Source organism: Hydrogenophaga sp. OTU3427, from assembly GCF_038440225.1.
In the GTDB taxonomy this organism is placed as follows: domain Bacteria; phylum Pseudomonadota; class Gammaproteobacteria; order Burkholderiales; family Burkholderiaceae_C; genus Hydrogenophaga.
In genome coordinates this window covers 1-19,954 of the sequence record NZ_JASATI010000051.1, presented here as the reverse complement: position 1 = coordinate 19,954, position 19,954 = coordinate 1, and the positions used below count along the sequence as shown (strand labels likewise).

The window sequence follows — 19,954 nt, the reverse complement described above, 5'->3', positions numbered from 1 at the left end:
CGTGTAATTACGCAAAATTACAAGCCATCGATTGAAGTTTGTCAAGCGGGTTTTTGCCGGGTTTCTGCCGGGTCGCGGGCTCTCAGACCCGACGCCGTATGCCCAGACGCCGTTTGCCGTGGCGTTCGATGGCCACCCCCATGGCCTGCGCGAAGGCCTGCACCATGGCCGGCAGGACCCGACCCGGCGGCGCCATCAGCTGCAGCCGCCGCTGCTGCAGCTGCGCCTCGTCGAAGGGCACGGCCACCAGCTGCCCAGACTGCACCAGGTGGACCACCGAGAGGTAGCTCGACAACACGATGCCCTGCCCCTGCACCAGGGGCAACAGCACCGAAGAAGAGAAGTTGCTGGTGACAGCCAGACGCTAGCTCACCCCCGCCATGCTGCACCCAAGATCGAACAGTTGGCGCGTGGGTCACACCGGCGCCGCCCCTGGCCAGCGGGTAACGCGCCACCTCGGCCACCGTCACGTGCCGGCGCGTTACCGCGCCCTGGCCCACCGCGCCGTCAGCTTCGGCGCGTGGCCCACACGCCCATGGCCAAGCCCGCCAGGATCATGGGCACACACAGCCACTGCCCCATGCTCAGCCCCAGGCCCAGCAGGCCGAGGTGGGCGTCGGGCTCGCGGAAGAACTCGGCGATGAAGCGGAACCCACCGTAGCCGACCAGGAAGGCCGCGCTGACCTGGCCGGTCTTGCGCGGCCGGCGCGCGTACAGCCACAGCAGCACGAACAGCAGCAGGCCTTCGAGCAGGAACTGGTAGACCTGCGAGGGGTGGCGCGGCAGGTCGCCGGCACCGCGAAACACCATGCCCCAAGGCAGCGACGGGTCGGCCACGCGGCCCCACAGCTCGCCGTTGATGAAGTTGCCCACCCGCCCGGCCGCCAGGCCGGTGGGCACACAGGGCGCCACGAAGTCCATCACCTGCAGCCAGGGCCGTTGGCGGCTGCGCGCGAACCACACCATGGCCAGCAACACGCCGAGCAAACCGCCGTGGAAGCTCATGCCGCCCTGCCACACGGCGAAGATCTCCAGCGGATTCGCCACGTAATAGGCCGGCTTGTAGAACAGGCAGTAGCCGATGCGCCCGCCCAGCACCACCCCCATGACGCCCAGGAACAGGATGTCCTCGACATCGCGCCGCGTCCACTGCGGCAGGGTCGCGAACGGTGGGTGCGACAGGCGGCGCGTGCCCAGCCACATGAAGAGACCAAAGGCCGCGAGGTAGGTCAGGCCATACCAGTGGATGGCCAGGGGCCCGAGCTGCAAGGCGACCGGGTCGATCTGGGGGTGTATCAACATGCGGGCGATTGTGCCTGTTCGCGCACGAAGTCCACGAAGCGCGCCAGGGCCGGGCGCGTGTCCCCCTGGGCCCACACCAGGCGGGTCTCGCACCGTGGCACACCCGCCAGCCCCCACTCACGGTAAACCACGCCGCCGCGCTCGAAGCGGGTGACGCTGCGCGGCACCCAGGCCAGACCCAGGCCGGCCGCCACCAGGTTGACGATGGTCTGCATCTGGATCGCTTCCTGTGCCACCTGTGGCGATTGGCCGTGGGCATGGTAGAGCGCGAACAGCGCATCACAGATGGAGGGCAGGATGCGGCGCGGAAACAGCACCAGCGGCTGCGCCAGCACCTGGGCCGGCACCAGGCGGCGCGCGGTCGCCAGCGGGTGGGATGCCGGCAGCGCCAGCACCAGCGGCTCCTCGGCCACCGGCAGCGACGCCAGGCCGGCCGGCGCGAAACCGGGTGAATGCAGCACCACGCCCGCGTCGACCTCGCCACGGTCCAGCGCGGCCTGCTGCACATCGCCCGTGGCCTCGATCAGGTCCAGCGCCACACCGGGCGAATGGGCGCGAAAACCGCGCACCCACTGCGGCAGCAGCTCAAAACCCACGGGCGAAACGAAGGCCAGGCGCAAGCGCCCGACTTCGCCTGCGGCCGCGGAGCGCGCCACGCCAGGCAGGCGCTGGGCCCGCGCCAGCAACTCGCGCGCCTCGGGCAACAAGGCCTCGCCCGCCGGGCTCAGCGCCACGTGGCGGCGGCTGCGCTCGAACACGCGCACGCCCAGCGTGGCCTCCAGCTGCGCGATGGCCTGGGTCAGCGGCGGCTGGGTCATGTGCAGGCGCACGGCGGCGCGGCCGAAGTGCAGCTCTTCGGCCAGCACCACGAATTGGCGCCACACCCGCAGGTCGACGATCGGCGTATTCGTCTGCTCTTTCATATGCCAAGCATATCAATAGTGGACAAAAAATGGATTGGAAGCAATCACGGACAGAGCGCACAATCTGGCCTTTTCCGCACCCACAGAAGGCTCCGCCCATGGACACGAAACCGATCAAGATCAACCGCCGCAGCGCCAACATCACCGAAGGCAAGTCGCGCGCGCCCAACCGCTCCATGTTCTACGGCATGGGCTACGAAGAAGGTGACTTCAAGAAACCCATGGTGGGCGTGGCCAACGGCCACAGCACCATCACGCCCTGCAACTCGGGCCTGCAGAAGCTGGCCGACGCGGCCATCGCCGGCATCGAGGAAGCCGGCGGCAACGCCCAGGTGTTCGGCACGCCCACCATCTCCGACGGCATGGCCATGGGCACCGAGGGCATGAAGTACTCGCTGGTCAGCCGCGAGGTCATCAGCGACTGCATCGAGACCTGCGTGCAGGGCCAGTGGATGGACGGCGTGCTGGTGGTGGGCGGCTGCGACAAGAACATGCCCGGCGGCCTGATGGGCATGCTGCGCGCCAACGTGCCGGCCATCTACGTCTACGGCGGCACCATCCTGCCCGGCAGCTACCAGGGCAAAGACCTGAACATCGTCAGCGTGTTCGAGGCCGTGGGCGAAAACGCCGCCGGCAAGCTCAGCGACTTCGACCTGACCGAGATCGAAAAACGCGCCATCCCCGGCACCGGTTCGTGCGGCGGCATGTACACCGCCAACACCATGAGCTCGGCCTTCGAGGCCCTGGGCATCTCCCTGCCCTACTCGTCCACCATGGCCAACCCCCACGACGAGAAGATGAACTCGGCCAAGGAGTCGGCCAAGGTGCTGATGGAGGCCATCAAGAAGGACATCAAGCCGCGCGACATCGTCACCAAGAAGGCGATCGAGAACGCGGTGGCGGTGATCATGGCCACCGGCGGCTCGACCAACGCGGTGCTGCATTTCCTGGCCATCGCCCACGCCGCCGAGGTGGAGTGGACCATCGACGACTTCGAGCGCATCCGCCAGCGCACGCCCGTGCTGTGCGACCTCAAGCCCAGCGGCAAGTACCTGGCGGTCGACCTGCACCGCGCCGGCGGCATCCCGCAGGTCATGAAATTGCTGCTCAACGCCGGCCTGCTGCACGGCGACTGCCTGACCATCTCGGGCCAGACCATCGCCGAGGTGCTCAAAGACGTGCCGGACCAGCCGCGCGCCGACCAGGACGTGATCCGCGCCATCAGCAACCCCATGTACGCACAGGGCCACCTGGCCATCCTCAAGGGCAACCTGAGCCCCGAGGGCGCCGTCGCCAAGATCACCGGCCTGAAGAACCCGGTCATCACCGGCCCGGCCCGCGTGTTCGACGACGAGCAGTCGGCCCTGGCCGCCATCCTGGCCGGCAAGATCCAGGCCGGCGACGTGATGGTGCTGCGCTACCTGGGCCCCAAGGGCGGCCCCGGCATGCCCGAGATGCTGGCGCCCACCGGCGCGCTGATCGGCGCCGGCCTGGGCGAGAGCGTGGGCCTGATCACCGACGGCCGCTTCTCCGGCGGCACCTGGGGCATGGTGGTGGGCCACGTGGCACCCGAGGCCGCGGCCGGTGGCACCATCGCCTTTGTGAACGAAGGCGACAGCATCACCATCGACGCACACAAGCTGGTGCTGGAACTCAATGTGAGCGAGGCCGAACTGGCCAAGCGCCGCGAAGGCTGGACCCCGCCCGCACCGCGCTACACGCGTGGCGTGCAGGCCAAGTTCGCGTTCAACGCCTCGAGCGCCAGCAAGGGCGCGGTGCTGGACGACTACTGACCCACCCGGCACCCCGGGCCATCCACAGCCCGCGCCCCGCGCGGGCTTTTTTGCGCCTGGAGGCCATGGCGCCGCTCACGCCGCGCAGCGCTGGCAGGCCTCCCGCACGGCGTCGATCACCCGCGCCACCTCGGCCTCGGTCAGGCCGGGATAGAGGGGCAAGGCCAGCGCGCGGCCGGCGTGCGACTCGGCATGGGGCAGGCGCACGGGCGCACCACGCGCCAGGTAAGCCGGCTGCGCGTGCAAGGCGCGGTCGTAGTACACCTTGCTGGCTATGCCGTGTTCGGCCAGCCGTTGCCGCAGCGTGTCGCGCTGCGGGTGCCGCAGCACGAAGTAGTTCCACGCGTGGCCGGGCGTGTCGCGCGGCGGCGTGACGCCGGGCGCATCGGCCAGCCCGGCCAGGTAGCGCTGGGCGATGGCCTGGCGCTGGGCCAGCCAGCCCGGCAGGGCCAGCAACCCGGCCTGCAAGACCACGGCCTGCAGTTCGTCCATGCGGCTGTTGAGCCCGAGGTGGTGGTGCAGCCCGGCGTCGACACCGTGGTTGCGCAAGATCCGGGCGCGCGCGAGCAGCGCGCCGTGCCGGCTGGTCAGCGCCCCCGCATCGCCCACCGCGCCCAGGGTCTTGGTGGGGTAGAAACTGAAGGTGGAGAGGTCGCCCAGGGTGCCGGCCAGGGCCTCCGAACCGCCTGGCTGGGGCACGCGCGCGCCCAAGGCCTGTGCCGCGTCCTCCACCAGCATCAGGCCACGCTCGCGGCACAGCGCGGCGATGCCCGGCAAGGCACTGGCATCGCCAAACAAGGGCACGGCCAGCACGGCACGGGTGCGCGACGTGACGCAGGCGGCGATCTCGGCGTCGCCGGCCAGGAAGTCGTCGGGCCGCGCATCGCACAACACCGGCACGGCGCCCACACGCCACACCGCCTCCAGGCAGGCGAAGAAGGTGTAGCTGGGCAAGACCACCTCGTCGCCCGGCGACAGGTCCAGCACCTGCAGGGCCAGCACCAGGGCGTCGGTGCCCGAGTTGACCCCGGCGACCGCCTGCCCGCCCAGGCAGGCGCCCAGCGCGGCCTCGAAACGCGCCACCTGCGGGCCCAGGATGTACTGCCCGTCGGCCAGCACCCCCGACCAGGCGCGGGTCAGCGCCTCGGCGCCGGGGCCCGCCTGCCAGGGGCTGCGAAAAAAAGGAATGTTCACAGCTCGGCCAGGATGGCCAGCGCGCGGCGCGCGGCCACCGCGCCGGCCTGGGCGTCGGCCAGGGTCGCGCTGCGTCCCGCGAGCAGGTGGTGGAAGGCGGTGTACTGCCGGGTCAGCGCGTCCTCTTCGTGCGCGGCGGGTCGGACGGACAACTCAAGCGCCTGCCCCCTCGCCTCACCCCAGCGCAGGCTGGCGCTGGAACGCTCGGCGCCATGGCGGGCCAGCAAAGCCACGCGGCACCCCCCCATGTCGACCTCGGCCCGCACCTGGTCGTGCCGTTCCGCCACGGACACGACACGGAAGCCCGCATCGCCGGGCAGGCGCAGCAGGTGCGCCGCGAGGTCGATGTCGTGCACCATCAGGTCCATGACGGCGCTGCGGCCACTGCCGACGGCGGTGGATTGCCGCTCGAAATCCAGGCGCTGCGGGCGCCCTTCCCAGGGCGGCGACAGCAGGCAGGCGTTGAAGCGCTCGATGTGGCCGGTGCACAGCAGGCGCCCGGTCCGGTGCGCGACCGCCAGCAGGCGCTGGATGTCGCCTTCATGGGTGGCCAGCGGTTTCTCCACCAGCACATGCAGGCCACGCGACAGCAGCGCCACGGCCACGTCGGCGTGGGTGTCGGCGGGCGTGACCACGCTGGCCGCCTCGATGTCCGGCGGCAGGGCATCCAAAGACGGCCAGGCCACGAGACCCGTGGCCCGCGCGGCGGCCCGGGCCTGCGCGTCGGTGTCGACCACACAGGCCAGCACAAAGGCGGGATGGTACTGCAGGCGCAAGGCATGGATGCGTCCGAAGCGGCCGAAGCCGACGAGCGCGATGCGCCTGCGGTCAGGACCGGCGTCAGCGGGCCACATGCATCTGCCTGACCAGTTGACGCAGGTGTTCGGCCCGAATCACGTGCGGGTAGATGCCGGCGGCGTGGCGGGCCTCGCCAAAACGCTCGAACGCCGGTTTCTCGTCGGGCAGGCGGTCGTCTTCATAGACGGTGCGGCGCGCGGCGTACAGGCACTCGGTGGCGAAGGCTTCGGCACCAAAATCGTCCAGCATCTTCCGCACCTCGGCCTCCAGCACCGGGCTGCAACGGCGCGCGTAATCGCACATCTGCCCGATCTTCCAGGCGGCCTGTGCCGGCGACAGCGTCACCTCCACCCGCATCTGGGCGCGCCGTGCCGGGTCGCAGGGGTGGCCCACGAGAGGCACCTCGAGGTTGTCCACCTCGTGCCCGCCGCGCCGCAGCCGCTCGCACAGCCGGTTGGCCAGCACGCGGCAGAGCTCGTGGGTCGGGTTGTAGCCCTCCGCCTCGTCGGCCACCACCGTGGTCACGCCGGCCGCCAGCGCCCGTTCGGACAGCCGTTCGAGCCAGCCATCCAACGGCGACGGCCCCTGGCCAAGCAAGGCCTGGTAGATCGCCTGGTCGGACACGGCGCTGATCCAGTCGGCGCGCAGCCGGACGCCCAGCGCCGTCAGCACCGCCAGCGAATCCGCCAGGCGCGGCTGCCCGATCGAACCGTCGCCGTGCGTGAGCATGACCACCTCGGGGCGGTTTAGCGCCACCCACTGCAGGACGCGGAGTTCATGGCCCGGGTGGGCGATCAGCAACAGGGTGCTCATGGTGGTTCAGAAGCCGATACGGGCGCCCAGCCAGCGCATGGGCGCGGTGAGGCGCCACGACCAGCTGGCGCGCATGGCGCCGAGTTGCCGTTCGAGCGCGGCCACCCGCGGGTCGGGTCCGATGCGCGCCGACGCCAAGGCGGGCACGGCGGTGGGCAGCGGTGCGCTGGTCGACGCGGGGGGGCTGGACACGAGCGCCGCCCTCACCTGCTCCAGCTCGCCCAGCAGCATGCCGGTCTGCACCGCCAGCGGCACGGTGCCGAAAAGCTGTTGGTTGTCCGTCACGTGGCGGGCGAACTCGCGCATTTCCACCGCGGGGGCCACCGGCACCCGCTGGGCTTCGTCGGCCACCACCTGCCGCGCCAGCGCGTCAAAGGCATCGGCCATGGCCGCCAGCGAGACGTGGCGGCGCACATACCCGCTCACGACCTGGGCATCACCGGCGTCGTAGCGCTGGATGTCGGCCACGATGCGGTCACGCTCGATGGGCGCCTGCATGAGCCGGCGGCCAAAATTCCAGGGATGCCACTCGGCCACGTTGGCCGCCGTGACCAGGCCGGCGTAGCCCATGCCCTCGTTCAGCAGGATCACGGCGCAGCCCACGGCCATCGCCTCCATCGCGCAGCGGGCCTTGGCGAAGACGAGGTCGTAGCGGCCCAGCACGTCCTCCGGCGAGGCGGCCTGGCGGCCGACGCCGCTGCCGATCACGTCCAGCGCGATGCCCAGCGCCGCGCAGGCCTCTCTGACCTCGCGCGTGTCTTGGCTGTCGGTCGCGTAGTTGCTGAAGATCACGGCCCGCTGCGGCCGGGCCGGCAGCGGCGCGCGCGGGTGGAAGCGCCCGAGATCGACGCCATTGGAGATGATCCGGACCGCCTCGGGCGGTATGCCGTGCTGCAGCGACAGCCGTTCGGCGCAGTTGAGGTCCACCGCCACGTGCTGGCGCACGCGGGCAAACAGCGGCGGCTGACCGTGGCTGGCGGTGCGGTCGTGGCACACGGAAATGGCCGGCACACCAGGGAAATGGGCCAGGCAGGCCACGGTTTCGTCGCGGGTGTGACCAATGATCACATCGGGCGGCACGGCCACGCTGGCGAGGTCGGTCACACAGGCGATGCATTGCGCGCGCAACCCATCGACCATGTCGCCCATGATGGGCGCGTACACCACCACCGAGTGACCCCTGCGGGTCAAGGCCAGCGCCAGATCGCTGACGAACCATTCGGCACCGGAACGGGCGACCATGCTGCACATGGCCAGTACGATTTTCAAGGCATGTCCTCTGCCGCTTGCGGGGTGGTGGATGGTCGGTCCCGCCCGGGGCCGACAACACGGCGGCAAGGTGGGCAACAGTTCAATGCATTTTAGGGTGAACACCCCGGCACACCCGGGCCACGCCGGGCGCCCCGACGCGCCGGGCCATCACTTGGGTCGGTGGATCTGCCCCATGTTCTTCTTCAGCCGCTCGATGCGCTCGTCGTGGCGCTGGGCTTCCTTTTGCATGCGCTTGCGCTTGGTGTAGCCCGAGTAATCGGCCCAGCTCCACCAGGCGACGGCCAGGCCCAAGGGCACCATGGTTTCCCACCACGCCCACTGCGCCACCGGCCCCCAGCCGAAATACTTGAGCAACATCAACACCAGGCCCAGACCCAGAAACCACATGACCATCTCCACACCACGGTCGACGCCCGCGGGAACATTGGGAACGGGCGGAACCCCTGCGCGCCGGCGGACTCATAGAATCCGGGCCAACTGGCTCCACCATGTACCGAAGGATACCGCCATGAAACGTGTTTTGACGATCAGTTTGTTGAGCGCCCTGCTGGCCGGCCCGGTGCTGGCCGACGAGGCATTGGCCAAGAGCAAGCAATGTGTGGCCTGCCACGCCGTGGAGAAAAAACTCGTGGGGCCGGCCTACAGGGATGTGGCCAGGAAATACGCCGGCCAGAGCGACGCGGCCACCAAGCTGGCTGCCAAGATCGTGGCCGGCGGCTCGGGCACCTGGGGCGCCGTGCCCATGCCAGCCAACACGCAGGTCAGCCAGGCGGAGGCGCTGCAGCTGGCCAACTGGGTGCTAAGCCTGAAGTAAGCAAGCGCAAGAACAGCAACAAAAAGCCCGTCGTGCAGAAACACGGCGGGCTTTTCTGTGGGCACACGCGTCAGTTGTTTTCGGACAGCTGGTCCAGAATGGCCGGATTCTCCAGCGTGGAGGTGTCCTGGGTGATGGCTTCGCCCTTGGCGATGCCACGCAACAGGCGGCGCATGATCTTGCCGCTGCGGGTCTTGGGCAGGTTGTCGCCGAAACGGATGTCCTTGGGCTTGGCGATCGGGCCGATTTCCTTGCCCACCCAGTCGCGCAGTTCCTTGGCGATGGCCTTGGCCTCTTCGCCGGTGGGGCGCGAACGCTTGAGCACCACAAAGGCCACGATGGCCTCGCCGGTCAGGTCGTCGGGGCGGCCGACCACGGCGGCCTCGGCCACCAGGTCGGTCTTGGCCACCAGGGCCGATTCGATTTCCATCGTGCCCATGCGGTGGCCCGACACGTTGAGCACGTCGTCGATGCGGCCGGTGATGCGGAAGTAGCCCCGATCGGCGCTGCGCACGGCGCCGTCGCCGGCCAGGTAATAGCCCTTGAGCTCTTCGGGAAAATAACTCTTCTTGAAGCGCTCCGGGTCGCCCCAGATGGTGCGGATCATGGACGGCCACGGGCGCTTGACCACCAGGATGCCGCCCGCGCCGTTGGGCATGTCACCGCCCTGTTCGTCGACGATGGCGGCCATGATGCCGGGCAGCGGGAGCGTGCAGGAGCCGGGCACCAACGGTGTGGCGCCGGGCAGCGGCGTGATCATGTGACCGCCGGTTTCGGTCTGCCAGAAGGTGTCCACGATGGGGCAGCGCTCGCCGCCCACGTGTTTGTAGTACCACATCCAGGCTTCGGGGTTGATGGGCTCACCCACCGAGCCCAGCAAGCGCAGGCTGCTCAGGTCGGAGCGCGCCGGGTGCACCTTCTCGTCGGCCTCGGCGGCCTTGATCAGCGAGCGGATGGCCGTGGGCGCGGTGTAGAAGATGCTGCACTTGTGGCGCTCGATCATCTGCCAGAAGCGGCCCGCGTTCGGGTAGGTGGGCACGCCTTCAAAGACGATCTGGGTGGCGCCTGCGGCCAGCGGACCGTAGGCCACGTAGCTGTGGCCGGTGATCCAGCCGATGTCGGCCGTGCACCAGAACACGTCGTTGGGCTTGAGATCAAAGGTCCAGTCCATGGTCAGCTTGGCCCACAGCAGGTAGCCGCCGGTGCTGTGCTGCACGCCCTTGGGCTTGCCGGTGGAACCCGAGGTGTAGAGCACGAACAGCGGGTGTTCGGCGCCCACCATCTCGGCCGGGCAGTCGGTGGACTGGCCCGCCATGACCTCGTGCATCAGGCTGTCGCGACCGGCCACCATGTTGCAGGCGGTGGGGGTGCGCTGGAACACGATCACGTCCTTGACACATTCGCAGCCGCCCATGGCGATGCCTTCGTCGACGATGGCCTTGAGCGGCAGTTCCTTGCCACCGCGCAGCTGGTAGTTGGCGGTGACCACGGCCACGGCGCCGGCGTCCTGGATGCGTTCCTGCAGCGCCTTGGCCGAGAAACCGCCGAACACCACGCTGTGGGTGGCGCCGATGCGGGCGCAGGCCTGCATGGCCACGACGCCTTCAATGGTCATGGGCATGTAGATGACGACCCGGTCCCCCTTCTTCACCCCACGCGCCTTCAAGGCATTGGCGAACTGCGAGACCTTGGCCAGCAGCTCCTTGTAGGTCACCTTGGTCACCTCGCCGCCATCGGCCTCGAAGATGATGGCGGTCTTGTTCTCCGTCGCCGTGCCCATGTGGCGGTCCAGGCAGTTGTAGGAGGCGTTGAGCTCGCCGTCCTCGAACCACTTGTAGAAAGGCGCGTTGGACTCGTCCAGCGTGCGGGTGAAGGGCTTGTGCCAGCTCAGGTTTTCGCGGGCCAGGCGCGACCAGAAACCCTCCAGGTCCGCTTCGGCCTCGGCGCACAGCGCCTGGTAGGCCGCCATGCCGCCGATGCGGGCCGCCGACACGGTGGCGGCGCTGGGCTCGAACACCCGGTTTTCAATCAGCGTGGACTGGATGGCGGACGATGGTGCGGACATGCTGCGGTCTCCTCGGATGTTGTCGGACATAGTCGCTCATTGCGAACCGGCCGCACTGTGCGTTCGGGCTCTTACGAGCCACTTACACCGCGTCCGGCCAGTTCTCGGCGTCCCGCCCCGCCCGGCGTGTCGGGTACGGGCCGCCACCTACAATAACGGGCGATTTTCCCTCCGCCCCACATCCATGTCCCAGCCGCCCTCCCCCAAACCCGCGCCCAGCGCGCGCAGTCTGCCCAACCTGATTTTTGCCAGCCGTTGGCTGCAGTTGCCGCTGTACATCGGCCTGATCGCGGCACAAGCCATCTACGTCTTCCATTTCTGGGTCGAACTGGTGCACCTGATCGAGGCCGCCTTCGGCAACCAGGTCGCGCTGGACAAGCTGATCGCCAGCATCGGCTACAAGAGCGACGTGCAGATGACCGGCCTGAACGAGACCATCATCATGCTGGTGGTGCTGGCCCTGATCGACGTGGTCATGATCAGCAACCTGCTGATCATGGTCATCGTCGGCGGTTACGAGACCTTCGTCAGCCGCATGAACCTGGAAAACCACCCCGACCAGCCCGAGTGGCTGAGCCACGTCAACGCCTCGGTGCTCAAGGTCAAGCTGGCCATGTCCATCATCGGCATCAGCTCCATCCACCTGCTCAAGACCTTCATCAACGCTGCCAACTACGACGTGAAGGTGCTGATGTGGCAAACCACCATCCACGTCGTGTTCCTGCTCAGCGCCATGGCCATCGCCTACACCGACAAGCTGATGTCGCACGCTGAAAAACACTGAGCCAACCTTCCCCATCGGAGTCCAGACATGAGCACCACCATCCGCCAAGCCGACCTGATCGAATCCATCGCCGGCGCCCTGCAGTACATCAGCTACTACCACCCGGCCGACTACATCGCCCACCTGGCGCGCGCCTACGAGCGCGAGCAGAGCGCGGCGGCCAAGGACGCGATCGCGCAGATCCTGACCAACAGCAAGATGAGCGCCACCGGCCACCGCCCGATCTGCCAAGACACCGGCATCGTCAACGTCTTCCTGAAGGTGGGCATGGACGTGCGCTGGGAAGGCTTCACCGGCAGCCTGGACGACGCCATCAACGAAGGCGTGCGCCGCGGCTACAACCACCCCGACAACACCCTGCGCGCCTCGGTCGTGGCCGACCCGCAGTTCCTGCGCAAGAACACCAAGGACAACACGCCGGCCGTGATCTTCACCGAGCTGGTGCCCGGCAACACGGTGGAAGTGACCGTCGCGGCCAAGGGTGGTGGCTCCGAGAACAAGTCCAAGATGGTCATGCTCAACCCCGGCGACAACGTGGTCGACTGGGTGCTCAAGACCGTGCCCACCATGGGCGCCGGCTGGTGCCCGCCGGGCATGCTGGGCATTGGCATTGGCGGCACGGCCGAAAAGGCCGTGCTGATGGCCAAGGAAAGCCTGATGGACGACATCGACATGTACGAACTGCAGGCCAAGGCGTCCAAGGGCGAGAAGCTCGACCGCGTCGAGGAAATGCGGCTGGAGCTGTACGAAAAAGTCAATGCCCTGGGCATTGGCGCGCAAGGCCTGGGCGGCCTGACCACCGTGCTGGACGTCAAGATCAAGCTCTACCCCACCCACGCGGCCAGCAAGCCGGTGGCCATGATCCCCAACTGCGCGGCCACCCGCCACGCCCACTTCGTGCTCGACGGCAGCGGCGCGGTCTACCTCGACCCACCCAGCCTGGACCTGTGGCCCAACGTCAACTGGGAACCCGACACCCAGAAGAGCCAGCGCGTCAACCTCGACACCCTCACGCCCGCCGAAGTGGCGAGCTGGAAACCCGGCCAGACCCTGCTGCTCAACGGCAAGATGCTGACCGGCCGCGACGCCGCGCACAAGCGCATCCAGGACATGCTGGCCAAGGGCGAGCAGCTGCCGGTGGACTTCACCAACCGGGTGATCTACTACGTCGGCCCGGTCGATCCGGTCAAGGGCGAGGCCGTGGGCCCCGCCGGCCCCACCACCGCGACCCGCATGGACGGCTTCACCGAAATGATGCTGGCCCAGACCGGCCTGATCGCCATGATCGGCAAGGCCGAGCGCGGCCCGGTCGCCATCGAGTCCATCAAGCAGCACAAGTCGGCCTACCTGATGGCCGTGGGCGGCGCCGCCTACCTGGTCTCCAAGGCCATCAAGACCGCCAAGGTGGTGGGCTTCGCGGACCTGGGCATGGAAGCCATCTACGAGTTCGACGTTGTCGACATGCCGGTGACCGTGGCGGTGGACGCCGGCGGCACCAGTGCCCACATCACCGGTCCAGCCGAGTGGAGCAAGCGCATCGCCTCCGGCGAGTTCAAAGGCATCGCGATCGCGGGTTGACACCTTGAGGTCGCCCATCGGCGTTTTCGACAGTGGCGTCGGCGGCTTGAGCGTGCTGCAGGCGCTGCGCGCCGAACTGCCGCTGGAGCGCTTCGTCTACCTGGCCGACAGCGGCCACGCGCCCTACGGCGAACGCGGCGACGCCTTTGTGGCGGCTCGCACCCACGCCATCACCCAGCACCTGTGCGCCGCCCACGGCATCCAGGCGCTGGTGGTGGCCTGCAACACCGCCACCGCCGCCGCCATCGACGCCCTGCGCCAACACCACCCCGATCTGCCCATCGTCGGTGTGGAGCCGGCGCTGAAGCCGGCCGCCGGGCTCACGCACACCGGTCGCATCGGCGTGATGGCCACACGCGGCACGTTGGGCAGTGGCCGCTTCGCGCAGCTGCAAGCCGCGCAGCCCGCCCACATCGAATGGGTGCTGCAGCCTTGCGACGGGCTGGCGCGTGCCATCGAACACCGCACCACCGACCCCGCCGCCCGCCTGGAGGTGCAAGCCCTGTGCGCGCGCTACACCCAGGCCATGGGCCGCTTTGGCACCGGCGCTGGCGAGATCGACACCCTGGTGCTGGGCTGCACCCACTACGTGTTTGCGCGCGATGAACTGCGCGCACTGCTGGGGCCGGATGTGCGGATGATCGACACCGGCGAGCCCGTGGCCCGGCAGACCCGGCGCCTGCTCGACAGCTCGGGCCGGCTGGCCACCACGGGCGACGCGTCAGGCGACACGGCGGACAGCGTGCGCCTGCTCACCACCGGAGATCTGGCGGCCCTGCAGGCGGCTGCGGCGCAGTGGCTGGGCTTGCCGCCCACGGCTTGCGCGCGGGTGGCGCTGCCGACGGCATCAATCGACTGAAGGCGCGGCCCACAGCCGCTCGCCCCCGGCCTCCAGGTGGGTCAAGTACAGGCGCAGTTCCAGCTCCAGCTGGTGGTAGTCGGGCAGCATGTGGGTGCACAGGCGGTAGAAGGCGCGGTCGTGTTCGCGCTCGCGCAGGTGGGCCAGTTCGTGCACCGCGATCATGTCGAGGAAGGGCAAGGGTGCGTCGCGGAACACCGCCGCCACGCGGATCTCGCGCGCCGCCTTGAGCTTGTTGCCCTGCACCCGCGACACCCGCGTGTGCAGACCCAGCGCGTGCTGCACCACGTGCAGCTTGCTGTCGAAACACACCCGGTCCAGGCGCGGCGTCTGCCGCATGTGGGCCTGCCGGAGTGCCTCCACGTGGGCGTAGAGCGCGCCATCGTTGCGTTTGCCATGCGCCTGGGGATGGCGCGCCAGCAACCACGGCGCCAGGCGCCCGCCGCTCAGCAGCTCACGCGCCTGCTGCTGCAATTCGGGGCTGTAGGCCGACAGGTACCTGAGCGGCGCCGTCACTGCGGGGTCTGCGCGGCGGCGCGTTCGCCACGCGCCATGTTGACCGGCCACAGCAGCAGCAGGCCGATGGCGAACAGCGCGGCGGTGGACTGGATGGCCAGGCGGTGGTCGCCACCGGTGGCCCAGGTGATGCCACCGTAGGTGAGCGGGCCGATGATGCTGGCCAGCCGCGCGGCCAGGGTCCACAGGCCGTAGAACTCGGCCCGCTGCGCAGGCGGCGCCAGCAGGCCGGCCATGGCGCGGCCGGCCGACTGGCTGGACCCCATGCACAGCCCGGCGATGGCTGCCGCCCACCAGAAACCGCCCTTGGTGGTGGTGGCCGCCGCGATCACGCAGGTGACCACCCAGCCGGCCAGCGTCAGGCCCAGGGCCAGCTTGTGGCCCAGGCGGTCCTGCCCGTAGCCGAAGCCGAAGGCACCGGCCATGGCGGCGATGTTGAGAACGAAGATCAGCACCATGGTTTCCTGCTGGGCGAAACCGATCACCTGCTCGGCGTAGATGGCGGCCAGCGCCACCACCACGGCCACGCCGCCCTGGTAGGCAACGGCACAGGCCAGCAGCCACATGAAATCGCGGTAGTGCCGCGCCTGCCGCCAGGTGCGCGCCAGCCGCTGCAGCGAGGCCGCCAGGCCCCCTTGCGCCAGCGCCTGGGGGTTGGGCCGCGCACGCTCGCGCAGCAGCGCGAAGGTGAACAGCGAGGCCGCACCAAAAATGGCGGCGGTGATCAGCAGGGTGACGGGCACAAAATGCGAGGCCGGCAGGCCCTGCCCCTGTGCCCACAGGACATAGCCAAGGCTCAGGCCCAGCGCCAGCATGCCCCCCAGGTAGCCCAGGCTCCAGCCCCAACCGCTGACCTTGCCCATGGCCTGCGGGCGCGCCAGCTCGGGCAGGAAGGCCGCGATCAGCGATTCGCCCCAGAAGAAGCAGGTGCTGGACAACACCACCAGCAGCACCGCCAGCGCCACGTCACCGGGGCCGACCAGTGCCAACGCCGCCGTGCTGGCCACGCAGCCCAGCGTGGTCCAGGCCAGCAAGGCCTTCTTGTTGGCGCGCAGGTCGGCCCAGGCGCCCAGGGTGGGCATGGTGAACATGACCAGCGCGTGCGCCACGCTCAGAGCCGCCGTCCAGGCAAAGGTGGCCCAGGGCGCGCCGCCCGCCACCCCGCCCACGAAATAGGCGGCGAACACCGCCGTGAGCACGACGGTGGTGTAGCCGGAATTGGCGAAGTCGTACATGGCCCAGCCAAAGACCTCGCGCCGGCGCACGCCGGGGTTCAGCGCGCCGGGCGTGGGTTCACCCATGGCGGTGCGTGGCGGCTGCGACACGGAAGCGTGTCAGTGCAGGTGGCGCGGCTTGCGCGGGCCGCCGTGGCCGCCCGAGGAGCCCCCCATGCCACGCGGCGGGCGGCCGAGCTGCATGGAGTTGATCAGCGCGTCGAAGCGGTTGGCGAACAGCTTGTCGATGGCGCCCACCACGTCGCCCAGCTCCGCGGCGTCGAAGTGGCGCTCCATGATATGGACCACATCCTGCACCAGCAGGTCGCGCTGCACCTGCATGATGGCCGCCGGCGTCGGGCCGACGAAACACATCATGAAGTCGTCGCGCGACTCGGCCTCCTCGTCCTCGCTCTCCTCGTCGAACTCGACGTCGTAGAAGGACACCTCCAGCGCAGCGCCGGCGGCGGCGATGTCGTTGAGCGCCATGCAGGCTTCCTCGATCACCTGGCGGAAATCCTCGTCGCCGGTGACGGTCCAGCAGATTTGCAGCAGGTGCTGGGGCGCGTCGAAACGGATGCCCGGCTCGTCCTCGTAGGCGCTGGGGGCACCGTCGGCCAGCGACTTGGCGCCCGCGTAGACCCACAGGGGCTTGAGCGCCTCCTGGATCTGGGCAAAGGCCACGTCGTCGCGCAAGGTCACGTCGCCGTGCACATGGATCTCGAAGGGGGCGTCGTAAGGGGTCATGGTCTGTACTCTCAAAAATGGCTGGCCGTCACGTCGCCTTGAAACGGCATTCCTGGTGCCCCGAACCGGACTCGAACCGGTACGCCCGACAAAGGGCGGCAGATTTTAAGTCTGCTGTGTCTACCGATTTCACCATCGGGGCCATGGACCTATTTTCGCCCCATTTCCCACGACACCCCCGCTTGGCCTTCCCGCGTCGCTCCGGATGCCTTCAGTCGTCAAAAATGATTCTTTTAATACGCGACAAATGCCATATTAAATGCGAATTGGTATGATTTATGCATGGAAATTGGCTGAACCGGTGGCATGGGTCACCATGGCGCTACATTTCTGTGAAGCCCTCGCGCCGCGCCTGCGCCCACCGCCTGGCCCGGCGCCCTGTTTGACCGAACCACAAGGACATCCACACCATGCCACTGCTTTCCCGTCGCACAAAAATGGCCCTGCTCGTGGCCGGTCTGCTGGGCACGTTCATCGGCGCAGCGCCGGCGGCCTGGGCGCTGGACGCGCCCAAAGGCAAGGTGGTGCTCACCGTCAAGGGCAAGATCGGCGCCAGCAACCGCGGCGGCACGGCCGTGTTTGACCTGGCCATGCTGCAGGCCCTGCCGCAAAAGACCTTCACCACCATGACCCCCTGGGAAAAGGCACCGGTCAAGTTCAGTGGGCCGCTGCTGCGCGACGTGCTGGCGGCCGTGCAAGCGCAGGGCAACACCCTGAAGGCCGTGGCCCTGAACGACTACAAGATCAACATCCCCCTCGAGGACACGCGGCAGTTCGACATGGTGCTGGCCCACCGCATGAACGACCAGCCCATCCCCGTGCGCACCAAGGGCCCGCTGTTCATCGTCTACCCCTTCGACAGCAACCCGGCGCTGCAGAACGCCGTCTACTACGAGCGTGCGATCTGGCAGCTGGGCGCCCTCGAAATCGAATAGGCATGCGTCGACACCAGGCGACGAGGCGGTTCTGGGTCTGGTTGGCCCTGGCCACCGGGCTGTTGCTGGCCGGATTGGCGGTGCTGATGAGCATCTTCCTTCGCCAGGCCCGCTTGGCCGAGGAAGCGGCACAAATGCAGGCGGACTCGGTGACGGCGCTGGTGTTCCAGTTCGAACGCGAGTTCCTGCGCCTGCGCACCGCGCTCGAACTCATCGACGCCCGGCGCCCCGCCGATTGGGACGCGCTGATGCTGCGCCACGACATCTTTCTCAGCCGCCTCACTCTGCTGACCACCAGCCCCAGCATCGAGCCGCTGCGGGAACACAACGAATACCAGAACGCGGTGCCCGCGATCGAAGGCCTGGTCGACCGCCTGGCGCCCCTCATGGAACAACCCGCGGCCCACGCCGACGAACTGCTGGCGCTGGCCGCCGAATTCCAGGCACTGGGCCCCGACGTGCAGGCGCTGTCCCTGGCGTCGAATTCGCTGATCTCGCGCCAGATGCAGCACCAGATCACCACGCTGCGCAGCCAGAACCGCCTGATCGTCAGCCTGTTCGCGGCCCAAGGCCTGCTGCTGGTGCTGGTCGCGCTGTCCATCGTGGTGAGGCAGCGCCGGCAGGAACGCGAACGCTCAGCGCTCGAACACCTCAACCGCGCCCTCGACCAGGCCCGCCAACAAGCCGAACAGGCCAACGTGAGCAAGGGCCATTTCCTGGCCAACATGAGCCACGAGCTGCGCACGCCCTTCAACGGGATGCTGGGCATGTTGCAGCTGCTGCACGAGACCCCGCTGGACACCCAGCAGCGCGATTACCTGCGCACCGCCGCCGAGTCGGCGCAGCATCTGCTGACCCTGCTCAACGACATCCTGGACATGGCCGCCATCGAAGAGGGCAAGCTCAAGATCCAGCCCGAGGCCATGGACCTGCAGCGGGTCCTGCAGGACGTCATCACGCCCATGCAGGCACAGGCCCGGGAGAAAGGACTGCATTTCCGGACCCACCTGCGCCCCGGGCTGCCACGTGTCGTCTGGCTGGACCCCACTCGGCTGCGCCAGCTGCTGTTCAACCTGCTGAGCAATGCCGTCAAGTTCACCGAACGTGGCGCCATTGATCTGGAGGTGCAGGCCCACGAGGGCGCACAGGCACACAGCGTGACCCTCGTGTTCACCGTGCGCGACACCGGGATCGGCATGAGCGCACAAGCCACCGCCCGCCTGTTCGAGCGCTTCTACCAGATCGACTCCAGCCTGCAGCGCCGCCATGGCGGCTCCGGGCTCGGGCTCAACATCACGCGCTCGCTGGTGGACATGATGGGCGGCCAGATCAACCTCACGAGCCGTGAAGGCCAGGGCAGCGTGTTCACGCTGGTGCTGCCCACCGAAACACGGGACGAGGCCGACGCCGCCTTCGTGGACACGGCCGCACCACCACCGACCACGCCCGATGCCCAGCCGTCCCCGGCCACGGCGCCCGCCCCGCTGAAGGTGCTGGTGGTGGACGACCACCCGGTCAACCAGAAACTGGCCACCGCGCTGCTGCAGAAGATGGGGCACGAAGTCCACCCGGCCGGCAATGGCCGCCAGGCCCTGGAGCAGGTGCGGACGCAGGCCTTCGACCTGGTGCTGATGGACCTGCACATGCCCGACATGGACGGGCTGGACAGCACCCGCCACATCCGCCGCCTGCCGCCGCCGCGCGGACAGGTGCCCGTGGTGGCGCTGACCGCCAACGCGATGGAAGCCACCCAGCGCGACACCGAGGCCGCGGGCTGCGATGGCTTCCTGACCAAGCCCATCCAGGTGAAGGAGCTGAAGTCCGTGCTGGCGCGTTGTCAGGCCGCGCCCCACCGCCGGCGCACCGGCGACAGCGACACGCCGATCTACGCCACCGAAGACTGAGCCAGCCAGGGCAGCAAGGCCTCGCGCAGGATGTCCACGGTGAAGGGTTTGGCCACGTGGCCGCTGAAACCCGCGGCCTCGCAGCGGACCACGTCCTCGGGCATCACGTTGGCGGTCAGCGCCAGCACCGTGACGCCGCGTGCCGCCTCGCCGGCTTCGCCCGCGCGCAGCCGCGCGGTGGCCTCGTAGCCGTCCATCACCGGCATCTGGCAATCCATGAGGACCAGGTCAAAGGTCTGCTCGCGCAGGCACGCCAACGCTTCCTGCCCGTTGGTGGCCAGCACGGCGCTCAGGCCGATGCGGGCCAGCACCGCCATCGCCAGCTTCTGGTTGACCGGCTGGTCTTCCACCAGCAGCACCCGGCCCTGCATGGGCACCGGCGCGCGCGCCGGTGCCTCGGGGGGGCCCGGCGGGGCCCCCCGCCGCGGGGGCGGGGGGGGGGG

General features: G+C 68.7%; 20 protein-coding genes and 1 tRNA gene. 7 read left to right on the top strand and 14 right to left on the bottom strand.

All coding sequences use genetic code 11. The features are described 5' to 3' along the window. Positions 1 to 82: 82 nt before the first annotated feature. From AAHB17_RS21090 to AAHB17_RS21080, 3 genes are all read right to left on the bottom strand, one after another. On the bottom strand, positions 83 to 331 hold the full coding sequence (locus tag AAHB17_RS21090) for a LysR substrate-binding domain-containing protein (RefSeq protein ID WP_342132889.1): 249 nt from the start codon (positions 329 to 331) through the stop codon (positions 83 to 85). A gap of 176 nt (positions 332 to 507) precedes the next feature. Beyond that, positions 508 to 1,302: a prolipoprotein diacylglyceryl transferase gene (lgt, locus tag AAHB17_RS21085; RefSeq protein ID WP_342132888.1), complete on the bottom strand. Its 795-nt coding sequence runs from the start codon at positions 1,300 to 1,302 to the stop codon at positions 508 to 510. After that, positions 1,296 to 2,225, bottom strand: a complete 930-nt coding sequence (locus tag AAHB17_RS21080; protein ID WP_342132887.1) for a LysR family transcriptional regulator — start codon at positions 2,223 to 2,225, stop codon at positions 1,296 to 1,298. Before AAHB17_RS21080 ends, lgt begins: the two co-directional genes overlap by 7 nt. 98 nt (positions 2,226 to 2,323) lie before the next feature. On the opposite strand from AAHB17_RS21080, the gene ilvD reads away from it, so the two are divergent. Next, positions 2,324 to 4,018, top strand: coding sequence for a dihydroxy-acid dehydratase (gene ilvD, locus AAHB17_RS21075; RefSeq protein WP_342132885.1), 1,695 nt, complete (start codon positions 2,324 to 2,326; stop codon positions 4,016 to 4,018). A gap of 75 nt (positions 4,019 to 4,093) precedes the next feature. Here the strand turns inward: ilvD and AAHB17_RS21070 are convergent, their stop codons facing one another. The 5 genes from AAHB17_RS21070 to AAHB17_RS21050 form a co-directional block, all read right to left on the bottom strand. Beyond that, complete coding sequence (locus tag AAHB17_RS21070) at positions 4,094 to 5,212, bottom strand: DegT/DnrJ/EryC1/StrS family aminotransferase (protein WP_342132884.1); 1,119 nt, start codon at positions 5,210 to 5,212, stop codon at positions 4,094 to 4,096. After that, positions 5,209 to 6,066, bottom strand: coding sequence for a Gfo/Idh/MocA family protein (locus AAHB17_RS21065; protein WP_342132883.1), 858 nt, complete (start codon positions 6,064 to 6,066; stop codon positions 5,209 to 5,211). Before AAHB17_RS21065 ends, AAHB17_RS21070 begins: the two co-directional genes overlap by 4 nt. Then, positions 6,053 to 6,823 carry a hypothetical protein gene (locus AAHB17_RS21060; protein ID WP_342132882.1) on the bottom strand — a complete coding sequence of 257 codons (771 nt, stop codon included), beginning with the start codon at positions 6,821 to 6,823 and terminating at the stop codon, positions 6,053 to 6,055. The genes AAHB17_RS21065 and AAHB17_RS21060 overlap by 14 nt, the downstream gene beginning before the upstream one ends. Before the next feature lie 6 nt (positions 6,824 to 6,829). Then, positions 6,830 to 8,092 carry a glycosyltransferase gene (locus tag AAHB17_RS21055; protein ID WP_342132881.1) on the bottom strand — a complete coding sequence of 421 codons (1,263 nt, stop codon included), beginning with the start codon at positions 8,090 to 8,092 and terminating at the stop codon, positions 6,830 to 6,832. A 150-nt stretch (positions 8,093 to 8,242) separates the two neighbouring features. Further along, complete coding sequence (locus tag AAHB17_RS21050) at positions 8,243 to 8,482, bottom strand: TIGR04438 family Trp-rich protein (RefSeq protein ID WP_342132880.1); 240 nt, start codon at positions 8,480 to 8,482, stop codon at positions 8,243 to 8,245. Positions 8,483 to 8,603: 121 nt separating this feature from the next. Between AAHB17_RS21050 and AAHB17_RS21045 the strand changes: the two genes are divergently transcribed. Further along, entirely contained in the window at positions 8,604 to 8,909 is a 306-nt protein-coding gene (locus tag AAHB17_RS21045) for a c-type cytochrome (RefSeq protein ID WP_342132878.1), read from the top strand. Positions 8,910 to 8,979: 70 nt separating this feature from the next. On the opposite strand, the gene acs is transcribed toward AAHB17_RS21045, so the two are convergent. Then, on the bottom strand, positions 8,980 to 10,974 hold the full coding sequence (gene acs, locus AAHB17_RS21040; RefSeq protein WP_342132877.1) for an acetate--CoA ligase: 1,995 nt from the start codon (positions 10,972 to 10,974) through the stop codon (positions 8,980 to 8,982). Between the two features lie 184 nt (positions 10,975 to 11,158). Between acs and AAHB17_RS21035 the strand changes: the two genes are divergently transcribed. From AAHB17_RS21035 to murI, 3 genes are read left to right on the top strand one after another with little or no spacing between them, the layout of a single operon-like run. Further along, positions 11,159 to 11,758, top strand: coding sequence for a TIGR00645 family protein (locus tag AAHB17_RS21035; protein ID WP_342132876.1), 600 nt, complete (start codon positions 11,159 to 11,161; stop codon positions 11,756 to 11,758). Between the two features lie 27 nt (positions 11,759 to 11,785). Then, positions 11,786 to 13,336: a fumarate hydratase gene (locus AAHB17_RS21030; protein WP_342132875.1), complete on the top strand. Its 1,551-nt coding sequence runs from the start codon at positions 11,786 to 11,788 to the stop codon at positions 13,334 to 13,336. A 4-nt stretch (positions 13,337 to 13,340) separates the two neighbouring features. Next, positions 13,341 to 14,195, top strand: coding sequence for a glutamate racemase (murI, locus tag AAHB17_RS21025; RefSeq protein ID WP_342132874.1), 855 nt, complete (start codon positions 13,341 to 13,343; stop codon positions 14,193 to 14,195). On the opposite strand, the gene AAHB17_RS21020 is transcribed toward murI, so the two are convergent. From AAHB17_RS21020 to AAHB17_RS21005, 4 genes are all read right to left on the bottom strand, one after another. After that, positions 14,184 to 14,711, bottom strand: coding sequence for a YgjP-like metallopeptidase domain-containing protein (locus AAHB17_RS21020; RefSeq protein ID WP_342132872.1), 528 nt, complete (start codon positions 14,709 to 14,711; stop codon positions 14,184 to 14,186). The genes murI and AAHB17_RS21020 overlap by 12 nt on opposite strands. After that, entirely contained in the window at positions 14,708 to 16,012 is a 1,305-nt protein-coding gene (locus AAHB17_RS21015; RefSeq protein ID WP_342132907.1) for an MFS transporter, read from the bottom strand. The genes AAHB17_RS21020 and AAHB17_RS21015 overlap by 4 nt, the downstream gene beginning before the upstream one ends. Positions 16,013 to 16,045: 33 nt before the next feature. Next, positions 16,046 to 16,672: a DUF6806 family protein gene (locus AAHB17_RS21010; RefSeq protein WP_342132871.1), complete on the bottom strand. Its 627-nt coding sequence runs from the start codon at positions 16,670 to 16,672 to the stop codon at positions 16,046 to 16,048. A gap of 53 nt (positions 16,673 to 16,725) precedes the next feature. After that, positions 16,726 to 16,814: transfer RNA gene (locus AAHB17_RS21005), tRNA-Leu, on the bottom strand. Between the two features lie 268 nt (positions 16,815 to 17,082). On the opposite strand from AAHB17_RS21005, the gene AAHB17_RS21000 reads away from it, so the two are divergent. After that, positions 17,083 to 17,607, top strand: coding sequence for a molybdopterin-dependent oxidoreductase (locus AAHB17_RS21000; RefSeq protein WP_342132870.1), 525 nt, complete (start codon positions 17,083 to 17,085; stop codon positions 17,605 to 17,607). 2 nt (positions 17,608 to 17,609) lie between these two features. After that, positions 17,610 to 19,511: a response regulator gene (locus AAHB17_RS20995; RefSeq protein WP_342132868.1), complete on the top strand. Its 1,902-nt coding sequence runs from the start codon at positions 17,610 to 17,612 to the stop codon at positions 19,509 to 19,511. Here AAHB17_RS20995 and AAHB17_RS20990 read toward each other — a convergent pair. Beyond that, a partial coding sequence (locus AAHB17_RS20990) for a response regulator (RefSeq protein ID WP_342132866.1) occupies positions 19,493 to 19,954 on the bottom strand: 462 nt, incomplete at its 5' end. The genes AAHB17_RS20995 and AAHB17_RS20990 overlap by 19 nt on opposite strands.

Coding starts and splice junctions, on each gene's coding strand:
- AAHB17_RS21060 (WP_342132882.1), bottom strand. CDS start 6,823: ATGAGCACCCTGTTGCTGATCGCCCACCCGGGCCATGAACTCCGCGTC.
- AAHB17_RS21065 (WP_342132883.1), bottom strand. CDS start 6,066: ATGTGGCCCGCTGACGCCGGTCCTGACCGCAGGCGCATCGCGCTCGTC.
- acs (WP_342132877.1), bottom strand. CDS start 10,974: ATGTCCGCACCATCGTCCGCCATCCAGTCCACGCTGATTGAAAACCGG.
- AAHB17_RS21080 (WP_342132887.1), bottom strand. CDS start 2,225: ATGAAAGAGCAGACGAATACGCCGATCGTCGACCTGCGGGTGTGGCGC.
- lgt (WP_342132888.1), bottom strand. CDS start 1,302: ATGTTGATACACCCCCAGATCGACCCGGTCGCCTTGCAGCTCGGGCCC.
- AAHB17_RS21030 (WP_342132875.1), top strand. CDS start 11,786: ATGAGCACCACCATCCGCCAAGCCGACCTGATCGAATCCATCGCCGGC.
- ilvD (WP_342132885.1), top strand. CDS start 2,324: ATGGACACGAAACCGATCAAGATCAACCGCCGCAGCGCCAACATCACC.
- AAHB17_RS21050 (WP_342132880.1), bottom strand. CDS start 8,482: ATGTGGTTTCTGGGTCTGGGCCTGGTGTTGATGTTGCTCAAGTATTTC.
- AAHB17_RS21045 (WP_342132878.1), top strand. CDS start 8,604: ATGAAACGTGTTTTGACGATCAGTTTGTTGAGCGCCCTGCTGGCCGGC.
- AAHB17_RS20995 (WP_342132868.1), top strand. CDS start 17,610: ATGCGTCGACACCAGGCGACGAGGCGGTTCTGGGTCTGGTTGGCCCTG.
- AAHB17_RS21035 (WP_342132876.1), top strand. CDS start 11,159: ATGTCCCAGCCGCCCTCCCCCAAACCCGCGCCCAGCGCGCGCAGTCTG.
- AAHB17_RS21010 (WP_342132871.1), bottom strand. CDS start 16,672: ATGACCCCTTACGACGCCCCCTTCGAGATCCATGTGCACGGCGACGTG.
- AAHB17_RS21000 (WP_342132870.1), top strand. CDS start 17,083: ATGCCACTGCTTTCCCGTCGCACAAAAATGGCCCTGCTCGTGGCCGGT.
- AAHB17_RS21015 (WP_342132907.1), bottom strand. CDS start 16,012: ATGGGTGAACCCACGCCCGGCGCGCTGAACCCCGGCGTGCGCCGGCGC.